Raw genomic sequence first — 15,367 nt, forward strand, 5'->3', positions numbered from 1 at the left:
ATGTGTACTCAATTTTTTTAGAGTAATAGCCGTTCGCTAGAGAAAGTTTTAGGTCACTTGACTATGCCACCAGTTCTAGGCTTTCTGTATTCTGATAGCGCTTAGAGTGAGAATACCAATCGAGGTTACTACGTATCCAGGTATGACACCCCAATATATAGTTTGAAATTTGAGTATCTACTTCTTCTCCAAAAGATGGAATAGATGCTTCTAACCTGATCATTTTTTTTACTTCTTTATCGTGCATCTTAGCAACATTATCTATTGCTTGTTGCCAAGAAATTTGCTGTTGGTAATTAAGTACTATTACAAGATTATGAACATCACCACTGGCCATTTCTCTAGATGCAGAAAAGATATCATTAGACCAGGCAATAATATGCCCTGTCATCAATTTTAGCTTTTCCATTATGTTGTGGTTTCGTAAAAAATCCTTAATTACCAACTGATGACACATTTCAGTCAATGTGAGGAAAATATTTACTCCCACACTGGCTCTACGTAACTTCATATAGGTGTAAACATCAGGAATGATTCCCTGTGCACGGATGTTTGCTTCCTGTTCATATCCGCAGAACCATTCCTCAAAGCCATGCACCAAGTGTAAAAACCATTCTTTACTCACTTTTTGGAGCATTCGTTGTCTTAAATCACCTAAAGCATAACTAAGGGGTGTATCCTTCTTTGTCAGTTCTGATCCATTTAATATTTCCAGAAATCTTTGATGGAAAACTTTTAGTACTTCAGGTTGTTTTCCTAAATCTGATAAATCACATTGGTCGTCCCAAATAAATACCCAGTTTAACAAGTCATTTGCAATTTTCAGTTCTTCGATCTGACTGTAAGGGTAAGCACCTGCAGCTAGTAAAAAAAATTTTGACTTAGAGAGACGCTGATAAATTAATTCATTTTTCAGGAGGTTGAACCGCAACGCCCATTCAAGAGCATACTCTTCTAAAACATCGACATGTTGATTGACCTGCGACGGAAATGGGCAGTATAGATCAGGAATAATGTAATTGTTCATAAGAATTTAGGAGTCGTAAGGGACAATGAAAAAGACTCACAAGGACTCACAGAACAGATTGATAGTCACTAATGCGATTATTCTGCCGACAACTCACTTTCACACCTAATACTCCAATGCCACATTTAGCGCAGCATATAGATAAAATTGATTAGCAGCGTTGGTGGTGCTAATATATGTAGTTGCAAATTCCAAAATTAATTAGTGCAATCATTGTTTAATTTTTTATTAAAAAAAGTATCCGTAATTATCTGTGATTGCTAACTTTCATAAAGTTTATTTAAGACTATGTATAAAATATTGCATTTTTCCAAAATGGACAGGCTATAGTCTTTGGCTTGTCAACACCGTATTAAGTTGACTTTTTACAGATTAGATTTCAAAAATCTGCATTTTTATAAGTAGATATTGGTATAGCTCCAAACAATAATGCTAAGTTTTAATTAAGTTTTAAGAGTATTTAATTAGATCTACTAATAATGTTGAGTTTTATAAGTGTCTAACCACTTAAATAAATTTACTTAAAAGTCAGGATTTTATGACATATATGAAAACATGACCCTTTGAATATGATTAACAAAGCTTGCATTAACTGGATCTTTATTAAGAACTTTGAAATTTTAATCTGAAAAATCTTGCTACTGGTGATTTTTACTAGTAACAAATTTAACTAGTAAGTACATGGGTTGTTATACCCAGTAAATATCACTCTAATAGGTGATGACAAAATCACAAAGATAAGATTTTAAGGTCAGCAAGCCCTAATTAGTAACTGATATCAAAGGATTCGCCTTAAAACTCCCACACTTTGAGGTGGCAAGTAAAATACGCTGGATGATATCAACGACAGGAGAATGGGCAAACTAATGCATGAGATTTACTCTCCGTTTACCCAGCAGCCCAGAACCAAAAACTATGACGAATCCTGATGTTGATTATTCCCAAAAGTTGCCCTTAAGCCTCGCAGTCGGACTTGTGGGGTTTCTCCCGTTTAAAAATGGCAGGCAGAGGCAGTCCACGAAATTGCTCGTCAAATTAATTAAGTAGCCATAATGACCTGCATGTACCAGAACACATGCAAAAGGAACTGGGAACTAGGGTAATGGGACTAGGATTTTTTACTCGGCAACGCCAGTTGCCACAACTATTGGAACCCCGCGCCAGTTAGCTCAAGTCGGAAGACCCGACCAGGTGGGCTCCTCAGCACTTTCAATTCAGGTAGACACAATATAAAGTGGCATTTTTAAAAACCCGTCGCTGTTGCAGATTTGCCCTTCTGCATTCTATTTATGATTCCCAGTAATAATAATCGCTTCAACATCAAATTGAAATAATTTTGATATTATGACAAATTCTCAAGTTAAAAATTATAGAAAAGTATCATTACGACTCATATTAGTTCTGCCCTTTGTGATCCAGATATTTGCTGCTGTGGGATTAGTAGGCTATCTTTCATTTAAAAATGGAGAAAAAGCCGTAAATGACCTTGCTAGTCAGTTGATGCAAAAAGTTAATAGACTCGTCAATCAGCATCTCGATACTTATCTAGCTACGCCTCACCAAATTAATCAAATAAATCTAGATGCTACAGAATTAAAGATGCTGAAATTAGAAGATATCCAGAACTCAGAGCGTTACTTCTGGAAACAAATGCAAGTATTTAATATTGGCTATATTAGTTTTGCCAATCCTCAAGGGGAATTTATTGGAGTTGAACGTTTAGATAATAGAAATCTTTTGATTAATGAAGTCACTAAAAATACTCACATCGGTAAACTTCATGTATATACAACAGACTCGCAAGGAAATCGCAGCAAACTGACAGCAATCAAAAATTATGACCCTCGTCTAGAAGCTTGGTATACAGATCCGATTAAGGCGGGTAAACCTGTCTGGAGCAAAATTTATCAATGGGAAGATAAACCAGATATTTTCTCTATATCCTCTAGTTATCCTCTTTATGATCATGCCCATAAAATCATTGGAGTCATTAGTGTCGATTTGATATTATCGCAAATTAGTAATTTTTTGGCTGATTTACAAGTTAGTCGCCAGGGAAAAATTTTTATTTTGGAACGCTCAGGTTTAATAGTAGCTTCTGGTGCTAGTGAACGACCATATAATGTAATTAATGGCAAAGCACAACGCTTGTCAGCATTAAATAGCCAAGATTCTTTAATTAGAGGTACAGCACAGAATTTACAGCAAAAATTTGGCAGTTTTAGAGCAATTCAGGATAGTCAAGAACTAGATTTTATCCTCAAAGGTGAGCGACAGTTTGTCCAGATTCAGCCTTGGCGTGACAAGCTAGGCCTGGATTGGTTAGTTGTAGTTGTTGTGCCAGAATCAGACTTCATGGCACAAATTAATAATAATACTCGCGTCAGCATAATGCTATGTTTAATAGCTTTAGGATGGGCTACTGTTATAGGAATTTACACATCTCGTTGGATCACAAAGCCGATTTTACGCTTACAGGTAGCCAGTTTAGCGATCGCTTCTGGAAAACTAGACCAAAAAGTAGAAATTGAGGGTATAGATGAACTAGAATCCTTAGCTCAATCTTTTAACCAAATGGCCGCACAATTAAAAACATCCTTCTTAGAACTGGAAACCAGAGTTGCAGAACGCACCTTTGAGTTGACGGCTGCAAAAGAAACTGCTGACAGCGCCAACAAAGCCAAGAGTGAATTCTTGGCGAATATGAGCCATGAACTTCGCACACCTCTAAATGGTATTTTAGGATATGCTCAAATCCTCCAACGAGATCAAACCACCAACCCTAAACAAAAAGACGGTATTAACATTATTTACGATTGTGCGTCTCATCTGCTGAACCTAATCAACGATATCCTCGACCTTTCAAAAATCGAAGCGAGAAAACTAGAATTAGCCCCTAAAGATTTTCACTTTCCCACTTTCCTCAAAAGCATAGTAGATATCTGTCGCATCAGAGCCGAGCAAAAAGAAATTACCTTTACATACCAGGAATTGAATCAATTACCTACAGCCTTATTAGCTGATGAAAAACGCTTGCGTCAGGTATTAATCAACTTATTAGGTAATGCGATCAAATTCACCGATCAAGGTGGAGTAATTTTCCAAATTGGTGTCCTGATTGATTCACCAAGCATTTCTAATTTATCATCTAATATAAATAAAGCAAATATAGATGATTTTCAAAAAGCAAAAAGCTCAACTGCTAAAATCAGGTTTCAAATTGAAGATACAGGCATTGGGATGAGTTCATCTCAATTACAAAAGATATTTCTGCCCTTTGAACAGGTGGGAGATAAGCAGCGTATGGAGGAAGGAACGGGACTAGGATTAGCTATTAGCCAACAAATTGTGGAAATGATGGGTGGTGATATCGAAGTAGAAAGTGTCTGCGGGCAAGGTAGCAAGTTTTGGTTTGATTTAGACTTACAAATATCAGAACAATGGATTGATTTAAATTCTCGTAAATCTACACATAACATCATCGGCTATGAAGGTGATAAAAAGAAAATTTTAGTTGTTGATGACCGTTGGGAAAATCGCTCTGTTATTGTGAATATGCTCCAACCATTAGGTTTTGATTTGATAGAAGCAATCAATGGGCAAGAGGGATTAGGGCAAGCTATTGTATGGCATCCTCATCTGATAATTACTGATATAACCATGCCTGTGATTAATGGTTTAGAGATGACGAAGCAGCTACGTTTAATCCCACAATTACAAGAAATTATCATTATTGCCTCATCTGCCAGTGTATTCATTTATAACCAACAACAAGGACTTGAATCTGGTTGTAATGATTTCTTACCTAAACCTGTTCAATCAGATGAACTACTAGCACAAATTCAGCGTTATTTAGGACTATCTTGGATTTATGAGGTAGGTAGTACAACTATCCTCTCACCAGAATTAGAAAATACTCTCAGCAATACTTCTTTAGAGTTAGTAGTTCCTCCTACTGAAGAATTACAAGCACTATCGACATTTGCCAATATTGGTGATATCGCAGGAGTCGAACAGGAAGCTTTGAGATTACAGCAGTTGGATAGTAAATATATGACCTTTACGGACAAGCTACTAAAACTAACCGAAGAACTAGATGAAGAAGCTATTCTTAAACTAATTAAACAGTATATTTGACAACTATAAATATGGTTACTGATAAGCAAAGCTTAATTATGATTGTTGATGATAATCCAACAAATACTAAGGTACTTTTTGATTTTTTGCAAGTCTCAGGTTTTCGAGTTTTAGTGGCTAAAAGTGGTGAAAGTGCCCTAGAAAAGTTACAAGCAGTAACCCCAGACCTCATCCTTTTAGATGTAATGATGCCGGGAATAGACGGCTTTGAAACTTGTCGCCGCTTCAAAGAACAAGAACATACTCAAAACATCCCTGTCATCTTTATGACAGCTTTATCAGATGTAGTGGATAAAGTCAAAGGTTTATCTCTGGGTGCAGTAGATTATATTACCAAACCAATTCAACTAGAAGATGTACTTGCTCGTGTAAATGTTCACTTGAAACTATATAAACTGCACCAAAAACTAGAACAACGAGCAGCAGAGTTAGCTACTACCGTTGAGCAGCTACAAAAATCACAGTTTCAATTGGTGCAGAGTGAGAAAATGTCTGCTTTAGGAGAGTTAGTTGCAGGGGTAGCTCATGAAATCAATAATCCTATCGGTTTTATTCAAGGCAATCTCATTTATGTTCAACAATATACGCAAAACTTGATTGATGTCATTTACCTTTATAAAAAGTCTGCTTCTCAAGAGGAAATTACTAAATATGAAGCTAAAATTGACTTAGAATATCTATTGAAAGACCTCCCACAAATTCTCACATCAATGGAGGAAGGGGTAGAACGCATATCTGATATAAGCCTTTCTTTAAGAACCTTCTCTAGGGCTGATAGTGCTGTTAAAATTCCCTTTAATATTCATGATGCTATCAATAGCACTATCTTGATTCTTAAACACCGATTGAAAGCTTCAGATATTCACCCTACTATTGAAGTGATCAAAGATTATAGTGATTTGCCCAATATCAAATGCTTCCCTGGACAATTGAATCAGGTATTCATGAATCTTTTAGCTAACGCTATTGATGCTTTAGAAGAATCTAATTTAGGACGTAGCTATTACGAAATAGCAGCTAATCCTAATAAGATTTTTATTCAAACTGCTCTAACCGATGATAAAAATTATATTTTAGTTCGGATTAAAGATAATGGTGTAGGAATGACCGAGTCCATCAAGCAAAAAATATTTGATCATTTATTTACAACCAAGCCAGTGGGAAAAGGGACGGGCTTGGGATTATCAATTACTTATAAAATTATTGTGGAAAAACACAGAGGAACTCTGGAAGTAAATTCAATTCTAGGACAGGGTACAGAGTTTCTGATCAAGCTGCCAATTCTGTAATGATGAAATCCACCTGAAAATTTGGGAACAATAGTTATGTAGAGAGGTGATTTTCCATAGAGACGTATTTATGTTTAAGGTAGTAGTAGGTCACAGCAACGATCCAGATTCTCTGTCAGCAGTTAAGGAAGTTCTCCAACAATGCAGCGCCTCTTTAGGCGCAGACATCCCGCAAGCAGGGATACTTTTCGCAGCAATCGATTTTGAGCATTCCCTGGTCTTGCAACAAATTAATCAGGCTTTTCCCAGGATTGAGTTAATTGGTGGAACAACAGATGGTGAAATATCCTCGGTTCTAGAGTTTCAGCAAGACTCAATAACTTTAATGTTATTTTGCTCAGATGAAATTAAAATTTATGCCGGACTCGGAAGTCAGGTTTCCGCTGATGCTACTGCTGCAACTAAACAAGCTGTAGAACAAGCAAAAGCCAATAGCACAGCAGTTCCTCAATTATGTTTAACTCATCCAGAAAGCCTGACAACGAGTGGTGTGTCAATTTTAGATGGCTTGAAGTTAGCATTAGGGGAAAATATACCAATATTCGGTGGTTTAGCAGCAGATCAATCAAGATATCAAAACACATATCAATTCTTTCAAACAGAAGTTGTCAGTGATTCTGTACCTATTCTGCTTTTTTACGGCAAAATCTTGTTTTCCCACGGTGTAGCCAGTGGTTGGCATCCCATTGGTAAAGCAAGTAAAGTGACTAAGGTTGATAAAAACATAGTCTATGAAATAGATGGTAAGCGTGCTTTAGATTTCTATCATTATTATTTGGATTCCCTTTCTCCTTCAATGGAATATCCCCTAGCAGTGTTTACTCAAGATGGAGAAGGTTTTTATATGAGAGCGCCTATTGCTTATGATGAGAATATAGGTAGTATTACCTTTTTCGCAGATATTCCTGAGCAAGCAGTTATTCAAATTTCTGAAGCAGGTCAGGAAGATATCCTAGCAGCTTCTCAAGCATCTTTTATGACTGCCTTAAATAATTATCCGGGTATAGAGCCAGCAGCAGTTTTATTTTTTTCATGTGTAGCTCGTCGGCAATTACTTGGTACAAAAACACGCCAAGAGTACCAAAACACTAAGCACTGTTTTCCTAATTCTTTAGCAGCTTGTGGATTTTATTCCTATGGCGAAATTGCTCCTTTATATCCAACAGGTGACACGCAATTTCACAATGAGACTTTCGTCACGCTAATTTTAGGAAGTCGGTAAAAGCTTATGGAAATTTCAGATTGCGAAAAAGAAATTCAGGAACTGCAAAAGGCTAATAGAATTCTCAAAAAACAATTAGAACGTTCGGAAGCAGACCGTGTCAAATTAGAGGAAACAAATAAAAAAAAAGAATACTTACTAAAGAATGTTATTGATGAGTTAGAAGCATCACAGAGAAAGGTACAAGAAAGAAGTTCCGAACTAGAAACAACATTAATTAATTTACAAACAACACAGGATAAAATGTCTGCGTTGGGAAGTCTCGTGGCAGATGTAGCTCACGAAATTAACAATCCGATTGGCTTCATTGCGGGTAATTTACTTCCGGCTCAAAAATATATTCATGACTTATTAAGTCTGATCGATACTTATCAAAAGTGCTATCCACAACCATATCCAGAAATTCAAGAAATTATGAATACAATCGACTTAGAGTACGTGCGTGAGGATCTACCAAAACTCATTGGTTCAATGAAAGAAGGTACTAATCGCATTCACAATATTAGTAATAGCTTGCGAATTTTCTGTAGAGCAGATACAGAGAACAAAATTCTCTTTAACCTTAAAGAAGGCATTGAGAATACTCTCATGCTTTTGAAGCATCGTTTGAAAGCAAATCAATATCGCCCTGCTATTCAAGTACTTCAAGAATACGGTGAACTACCTCTAGTCAAATGTTTTCCCGGACAACTTAATCAAGTATTAATGAATTTATTAGCAAATGCCATTGATGCATTAGACGAGTCTAATGATGGGCGTAGTTTTCATGATATTAATGCAAATCCTAATTTTATTATGATTAAAACCGGATTAGATAAAGATAAAAATCACGCTGTGATTCATATTCAAGATAATGGAGTAGGAATGTCAGAGCATATACAAGAAAAAGTCTTTGATCATTTATTTACTACTAAAGCTGTAGGCAAAGGTACAGGGTTAGGGCTATCAATTGCTCATAAAATAATTGTAGAAAAACATGGGGGAACTCTGAAGGTCAATTCATTGCTAGGAAAGGGTACTGAATTTATAGTTAGTATTCCAATTTATTAGATTACAAATATGCCTCATGGATTAAGGAGAAAGTAAATGAAGAAGATAAAAAAATATGACTTGCGAAAAATGACTTTAAGAAATATGTCTGAATGTGGATTAGCTTTACGCCAATTGGGCAATAATGCTAATTCTATGGAGGATGTGAGTAATCATATAATTGAATATTTTTATAATAATTTAGTTGACCAAAAATCCGGGGATGGATCTTGTGCATTAATTCGGTTTTTCAAGACTAATTCCTATGAAGAATTGGAACCAGCTTTACAAAAATACGTTTGTAAAATCTTAGATAATGATGTAGTTACTAATAGTCTTAAGTGCTTAACTTTAATGGCGACTGCTGGGGAATTGCCAGAATGGAATTCGCGGTATGAATCTGTGGGACATCAGGTAATTCCGCTGGGGAGTAAAGAAGCGATCGCCCAAATTCCTATGATATCTCAACTCCTATATCAACTAGGCTTAAATGCAGATACTATAGTTAAACCAGATGCTCATTTATTAACTGATTTAGAGCAAAAGTTGTATAACGTTTTTTATGTCTCCAATGCTTTAGAAAGCCCTTATATTCCTGCCAAAGAATCATTCATAATTCCGTTTAATGTCAAATCTGTCTTAGGATTTGGTGGATTGCTACCTTCTGGAAATATGTTTGCTGTGATCATGTTTTTAAAAGTCGTGCTTCCTAAAATGACTGTCGATTTATTTCGTCCATTATCCTTAAGCGTCAAAACGGCAATTCTTCCCTTTGATGATGGCAAAATTTTTAGAGATACTACCCAAGTAATTTATCATACAGAAGTCACTACAAATGAAAATCAAGATAAAACTATTCAGCGACTCAATTCCCAAATTGCTGTGTTAACTCAATTGTTGGATGTTTCAGAGCAATCTACTATCAATCAGTCAGATAAACTTGAACGAGCGATCGCCTATCTTGAAGAAACTTTAGAACGGCTGAAAAAAACACAAATTCAACTAATTCAAAATGAAAAAATGTCTAGCTTGGGGCAGATGGTTGCGGGTATTGCTCATGAAATTAATAATCCCATAAACTTTATTTATGGCAATCTTATTTATACAGCAGAATATACTCAATATTTGCTAAATTTAATTCAGCTTTATCAAAAATATTTTCCCGATTCTCCATCTGAAATTCTGGAAATCATAGAATCTATTGATCTCGATTTTATCACTTCAGACTTAACTAAAACTTTCAAATCTATGCAAGCTGGAACGCAGCGAATTCAAGATATTGTAATTGGACTACGAAACTTTTCTCGCCTGGATGAATCTGACCTCAAACAAGCAGATATTCATGAAGGCATAGATAGTACTTTAATGATTTTAGAACACCGCTTAAAAGCAACAGATAAGTATCCAGAGATTCAGGTCATTAAAGAGTATGGTGAATTGCCTAAGATTATCTGTTATCCAGGCCAACTTAATCAAGTATTTATGAATATTCTGACTAATGCAATTTATGCCTTGCAAGAGAGTTATCAATTCTCCGCTATGGATTGTGAATTAGCCAATTCTACCAAAAATTTAACATTCATGGCTGCTAATTATCCCACTATTGGTATTAGCACCCAAGTAATTGACAAAAAATGGGTAGTAATAGCTATTTACGATAATGCTTCAGGGATGACAAAAGAAGTTAGTTCTAAAATATTTGACCCATTTTTTACTACAAAACCAGTGGGTACAGGTACTGGGTTAGGATTAGCTATTAGTTATCAGATTGTGGTGAACAAACATCGCGGACAAATAACATGTAACTCTGCACCAGGACAAGGAGCAGAATTTTTAATCAAGATTCCTATGAGAGTGGATTAATAATTAAGGGGTACAGCAAATGTACCCCTTAACAGTTAACAGTTAACTATTATCAATTTACTGATTTAACTGCTCAGTAATCACAGCACTTACCTGAGTACTCACAACCTTAGTTGATTGTAAAATTGGAGTATTGGCAACTGAATGATTTACTAAGGTAAACAGTGGATTGGACAAAATTCCCGCTATGGATGTGGCAATTAAAGTCACAATCAAACCCACTTGTAAAGGTCTGAAACCCGGTAAATTCCAACTTATTTCGGGATAATCCCTAACTACATCGGACATTTCTTGGGGTTCTTTAACTACCATCATCTTGACTACACGAATGTAGTAGTATATCGAGACGACGCTAGTAACTAAGCCCAATAAAACTAACCAGTAAAGACCTGCCTGCCAACCAGCCCAGAATAAGTAAATTTTGCCAAAAAAGCCAGCTAGTGGCGGAATACCACCTAAAGACAGCAAAGAGATACTTAAGCCTAAAGTTAGGAGTGGGTCTTTTTGATACAAACCGGAATATTCAGCGATCTGGTCTGTTCCTGTCCGCAGAGAGAAGAGGATAATGCAGGTGAAGCCGCACAGGTTCATGAATAGATAGACCAGCAGGTAAAATATCATACTGGAATATCCTGAATCTGTACCCGCAATCAAACCAATCATCACAAACCCAGCTTGGGCGATGGATGAATAGGCTAGCATCCGCTTCATGCTAGTTTGAGCGAGGGCGACTACGTTACCCAGGATCATACTCAGCACAGCGAGGGCGGTGAAGACAAATCGCCACTCGTCAGCAACGAGGGGGAAGACTACTGTTAGGAGGCGGATGGCTAGAGCAAATCCAGCTGCTTTAGAACCGACAGATAGAAAAGCGATCACTGGAGTGGGAGCGCCTTCATAAACGTCTGGTGTCCATTGATGGAAGGGAGCCGCGGAGATTTTGAAGCCAATACCTGCAATTACAAAGACGAGGGCAATTACTAAAGCTAGAGATTGACCAACATTGGCTGTGGCGATACCGTTAGCGATCGCACTCAGTTCGGTTTGTCCACCTGATAAACCATACAACAGCGATACGCCATACAAAAATACTGCAGTACTAGAAGCGCCAATCAACAAGTATTTGAGCGCCGCTTCATTAGAGCGGGGGTCACGCTTGGTATAACCTGTGAGCAAATAAGAGGAAATACTCAGGGTTTCTAGGGAGATGAAAATCATCACCAACTCACTAGCCCCGGATAAAAACATCCCTCCTAGGGTAGCAGTTAGTAAAATAGCGATGAATTCAGCTAAGGCAGTGCCACTCTGCTCAATGTAGCGAATGGACATCAGTATAGTCACAGCAGCGGACAGAGCGATGATACCGCGAAAGACGATACTGAGGTCATCACTATTAAACTCACCGCTAAAAGAAATGGGATTGGTGTTATCCCATTGAAAATAAAGGGCGACAATTGAAGACAGCAAACCTGCGATCGCCAGATATCCAATCCAGCGTGAGGATGTACGCCCCAAAATCAAATCCACAATCAAAACCCCCAGGAGGGTGAGAATCACAATCCCCTCTGGCAAAATTGTTCCAGCATTTAACTGGGATGCAAGATTAGCAAAATCCATGAGATATATAGGTTTTGGCGATTAGACATCAAGGCTAACTCTGTTTATTCTATCTACTGTTATGAACTAAAGTTGCATAAACCTTTCCTGCTGATAGCATAGACTCGCTTGGGGATTGGGGATTGGGGATTGGGCATTGGGGATTGGGGATTGGGGACTGGGGTTATCTATCATATATTCTCTTCCTGCTCCCTGCTCCCGCCTCCCGAAAAAAACAGTACGCTCTATTACACTTCGGGGGTATTTTGAAAACTGTAGTCGCCAATTTACCCTAGATAAGTTAAAGATTGAAATAGCTGGAAATTCACACCCGGCATTTTCCTGCCCTATTATCTGGAAAGGACTACGCCCGAAGTTAAGCGGATTTTCACCCTAACGGTCAGTTTGTGTGAGGATGAAATCACATCTCTAAGCGTGACGTTTTACCTTGACATCTCGCCGAAATCGTCTCAACTTGACTGTTTAGCTTTGCAGCTATTCTTTTTTAAAAAATTTCCATGTCAACTCTCGTCATCGTCGAATCTCCAACCAAAGCTCGTACCATTCGCAACTACCTACCATCAGGCTATCGGGTGGAAGCGTCTATGGGTCATGTGCGTGACCTTCCCCAGTCGGCTAGCGAAATTCCCGTCGCTATCAAAGGGGAAAAATGGGCGCAGTTGGGGGTAAATGTGGACGCCGACTTTGAACCGGTGTATGTTGTCCCAAAAGACAAAAAGAAAGTTGTCACCCAGCTGAAAGAAGCCCTCAAAGACGCCGATGAACTGATCCTAGCAACTGACGAAGACCGTGAAGGTGAAAGTATCAGTTGGCATTTATACCAGTTGCTGAAGCCCAAAGTCCCTACCAAGCGCATGGTGTTTCACGAAATTACTCAGGACGCCATCAAAAAAGCTTTGAAAAACTGCCGCACTATTGATGAGCAGTTAGTTCGCGCCCAAGAAACACGACGGATTTTGGATCGACTGGTAGGCTATACCTTGTCTCCCCTGCTATGGAAAAAAATCGCCTGGGGGTTATCCGCTGGGCGGGTACAATCTGTAGCAGTGAGGCTTCTAGTCATCAAGGAACGCCAACGCCGCGCCTTTCATGAAGGTACATATTGGGATTTGAAAGCTAGCTTGATCGCCCCTGCCTCAGGGAAGACCAAGGGACAAGAATTTACCTCCCTGCTAGTCAACCTAGGCGGCACTAAAATCGCGACTGGCAGTGATTTCGACCCGGCAACGGGACAAATTACCGCAGGTCGGAAGGTGGTATTGCTGACGGAAGAAGAAGCACAAGCTCTCAAAGAACGCCTGACTGATAAAACCTGGAGTGTCACAGACATTGAGGAACGTCCAGTGACGCGCAAACCCGCGCCACCGTTCACCACCTCGACGCTGCAACAGGAATCTAACCGGAAACTGCGCCTCTCCGCTAGGGATACCATGCGGATTGCCCAGAATTTGTATGAGCAAGGGTACATTACCTACATGCGTACAGATTCCGTGCATTTGTCCGATCAGGCGATCGCTGCAGCTCGTAGCTGTGTAGAACAACTCTACGGCCAACAATACCTCAGCCCCCAACCTCGGCAATACACCACCAAATCCAAAGGCGCACAGGAAGCACACGAAGCCATTCGTCCGGCAGGAAGTACCTTCCGCACGCCCCAGGAAACAGGCTTAGGTGGTCGAGAACTGGCTGTTTATGACCTGATTTGGAAGCGTACCGTCGCCTCCCAAATGGCTGACTCCCGCCAAACCCAAGTTACCGTGCAGTTGCAAGTTGAAGATGCTGGCTTCCGTTCTTCTGGTAAGCGGATTGACTTCCCCGGATATCTCCGCGCCTACGTTGAAGGGTCAGACGATCCCGAAGCAGCATTAGAAGACCAGGAAGTAATTTTGCCTAACCTGAAGGTAGGAGATCATCCCGATTGTCAGGAACTAGAAGCCGTGGGACACGAAACCCAACCACCAGCTAGATATACCGAAGCGACTCTGGTGAAAACCCTAGAAAGTGAAGGTATTGGCCGTCCTAGTACCTACGCCAGCATTATTGGCACAATCATCGATAAGGGTTACACCCAGTTAACAAATAATGCTTTGATTCCCACCTTTACGGCTTTCGCCGTCACTGACTTGCTAGAAAAGCATTTCCCCGATATTGTCGATCCCAAATTCACCTCCAAAATGGAGCAAACCCTCGATGATATTGCCGATGGTGAAGCTAAGTGGCTGCCCTACTTGCGGCAATTTTATTTGGGAGACAAGGGTCTAGAAACCTTGGTGAGGGAACGAGAAAGTCAAATTGACGCCACCTTAGCTAGGACGGTGGAACTGGAAAACTTAGATGCTAAAGTCCGCATTGGTAAATATGGCCCTTACATCGAAGTTAAAAATGGTGAAGGTGTAGTCACTGCCTCAATTCCCAAAGACCTGACTCCAGCAGACCTCGACCCCAAACAGGTAGAAATCCTGCTGCGGCAAAAAACCACAGGGCCAGACCAACTCGGTCGCCATCCCGAAACTGGTGAACCAGTTTATGTGAAAATTGGTGCTTACGGCCCATATGTCCAGTTGGGTGACAAGTCTGAAGAAAACCCCAAACCCAAACAAGCCTCCTTACCCAAAGGTGTCACCCCAGAAAACGTCACCTTTGACGTGGCTGTTGGTCTATTGGCACTACCTCGGACATTAGGTGTCCATCCGGCGACTGGTGGTAAAATTCAAGCCAGTTTAGGGCGTTTTGGCCCTTACGTCGTCCACGACCAAGGTAAGGAAGGAAAAGACTATCGCTCTCTAAAAGCTGCTGATAATGTCTTGACAGTTTCTTTAGGACGTGCATTAGAGTTATTGTCTGAGCCAAAAAAGGGACGCAGCTCCACAAATAGCAAATCTAAGGCAGCTGTACGTGAATTGGGCGCACATCCGGAAGATGGTACGCCAGTGAATATCTACGATGGACCCTACGGGCCTTACATTAAGCACAGCAAAACTAATGTCAGTCTTCCAGAAGGTGAATCTGTAGAAGATATAACTTTAGCTACGGCGCTGAAATTGTTGGCAACCAAAGCAACGTCAGCTAAATCTACTCGCAAAACAACTAAGTCAACAACTTCTAAAACGAAGTCAACTTCTAAAACGAAGTCAACTGCTGCTAAAAAAAATGACGCAGCAGGATAGTCAAATCGGGAAGGGA

Annotated in this window: 8 protein-coding genes; 6 read left to right on the plus strand and 2 right to left on the minus strand. The window is 39.4% G+C overall.

Annotation, left to right across the window (positions count from 1 at the left end; translation table 11 throughout):
- Positions 1–61 precede the first annotated feature (61 nt).
- A complete protein-coding gene (locus CAL7507_RS23035) occupies positions 62–1,027 on the minus strand; it encodes a Terpene synthase metal-binding domain-containing protein (protein WP_015130891.1) in 966 nt (321 codons plus the stop codon).
- Positions 1,028–2,371: 1,344 nt separating this feature from the next.
- On the opposite strand from CAL7507_RS23035, the gene CAL7507_RS23040 reads away from it, so the two are divergent.
- The 5 genes from CAL7507_RS23040 to CAL7507_RS23060 all read left to right on the plus strand — a co-directional run bounded on the left by CAL7507_RS23040 (position 2,372) and on the right by CAL7507_RS23060 (position 10,567).
- A complete protein-coding gene (locus CAL7507_RS23040; protein WP_015130892.1) occupies positions 2,372–5,164 on the plus strand; it encodes an ATP-binding protein in 2,793 nt (930 codons plus the stop codon).
- A gap of 11 nt (positions 5,165–5,175) precedes the next feature.
- Positions 5,176–6,453 carry a sensor histidine kinase gene (locus CAL7507_RS23045; protein WP_015130893.1) on the plus strand — a complete coding sequence of 426 codons (1,278 nt, stop codon included), beginning with the start codon at positions 5,176–5,178 and terminating at the stop codon, positions 6,451–6,453.
- 70 nt (positions 6,454–6,523) lie between these two features.
- On the plus strand, positions 6,524–7,675 hold the full coding sequence (locus tag CAL7507_RS23050) for an FIST signal transduction protein (protein ID WP_015130894.1): 1,152 nt from the start codon (positions 6,524–6,526) through the stop codon (positions 7,673–7,675).
- A 6-nt stretch (positions 7,676–7,681) separates the two neighbouring features.
- Positions 7,682–8,725 (plus strand): ATP-binding protein, encoded by a 1,044-nt coding sequence (locus CAL7507_RS23055; protein WP_015130895.1) that lies wholly within the window; start codon positions 7,682–7,684, stop codon positions 8,723–8,725.
- Positions 8,726–8,761: 36 nt separating this feature from the next.
- Complete coding sequence (locus CAL7507_RS23060; RefSeq protein WP_015130896.1) at positions 8,762–10,567, plus strand: sensor histidine kinase; 1,806 nt, start codon at positions 8,762–8,764, stop codon at positions 10,565–10,567.
- 57 nt (positions 10,568–10,624) lie between these two features.
- Here CAL7507_RS23060 and CAL7507_RS23065 read toward each other — a convergent pair whose 3' ends face one another.
- Entirely contained in the window at positions 10,625–12,184 is a 1,560-nt protein-coding gene (locus CAL7507_RS23065; protein WP_015130897.1) for an NAD(P)H-quinone oxidoreductase subunit N, read from the minus strand.
- A 497-nt stretch (positions 12,185–12,681) separates the two neighbouring features.
- Between CAL7507_RS23065 and topA the strand changes: the two genes are divergently transcribed.
- Positions 12,682–15,351, plus strand: a complete 2,670-nt coding sequence (gene topA, locus CAL7507_RS23070; RefSeq protein WP_015130898.1) for a type I DNA topoisomerase — start codon at positions 12,682–12,684, stop codon at positions 15,349–15,351.
- Positions 15,352–15,367 lie beyond the last annotated feature (16 nt).

This window comes from Calothrix sp. PCC 7507 (assembly GCF_000316575.1).
GTDB lineage: Bacteria > Cyanobacteriota > Cyanobacteriia > Cyanobacteriales > Nostocaceae > Fortiea.